1 protein-coding gene is annotated in these 467 nt (G+C 63.8%); it reads right to left on the reverse strand.

Features of this window, described 5'->3' with window-relative positions; all coding sequences use genetic code 11:
• On the reverse strand, window positions 1-467 hold a 467-nt coding region (locus BGN91_RS08695), incomplete at both ends, for a glycosyltransferase family 39 protein (protein ID WP_292612310.1).

The following is a 467-nucleotide window of genomic DNA, read 5'->3' on the forward strand; positions in this document are numbered from 1 at the left end:
CGACGCTGAACAACACCACCGGCAGCAGGATCGGCCCGACCTGTCCGAACTGAAGACCGATATAGTCGCCGACGGTGCGCAGCATGATGTCATGCGCCGCGGTGGCGCGAACGAACTGAAACCGGAACGAGGCCCAGTCGTGCATCCAATTCCAGATCAGGACCGGCGAGAACACCGCCGCCGCAATCAATGGCGCGGCCCACAGATACGGACTGCGCAGCCAGCGCGAGCGCCAGTCCGGCACGACAATGAAAAGAACAACGGCGGGAACCAGCATCAATGCGGTCAGTTTCGACAATAGCGCCAAGCCGCCGAAAAGGCCGGCCGCAAGCCACCAGCGCGGATCGCCGCTCTCGGTGAGCCGCACCAGCGACCACACCAGCGCCAGTTCGAACGGGATCAGCGCGACGTCCGGCGCGACCTTCGCCATCAGCAGCCCGTAGTACAACGCCGCTTCCATCATCAGA

It is taken from the genome of Nitrobacter sp. 62-13 (genome assembly GCF_001896955.1).
Taxonomy (GTDB): Bacteria; Pseudomonadota; Alphaproteobacteria; order Rhizobiales; family Xanthobacteraceae; genus Nitrobacter.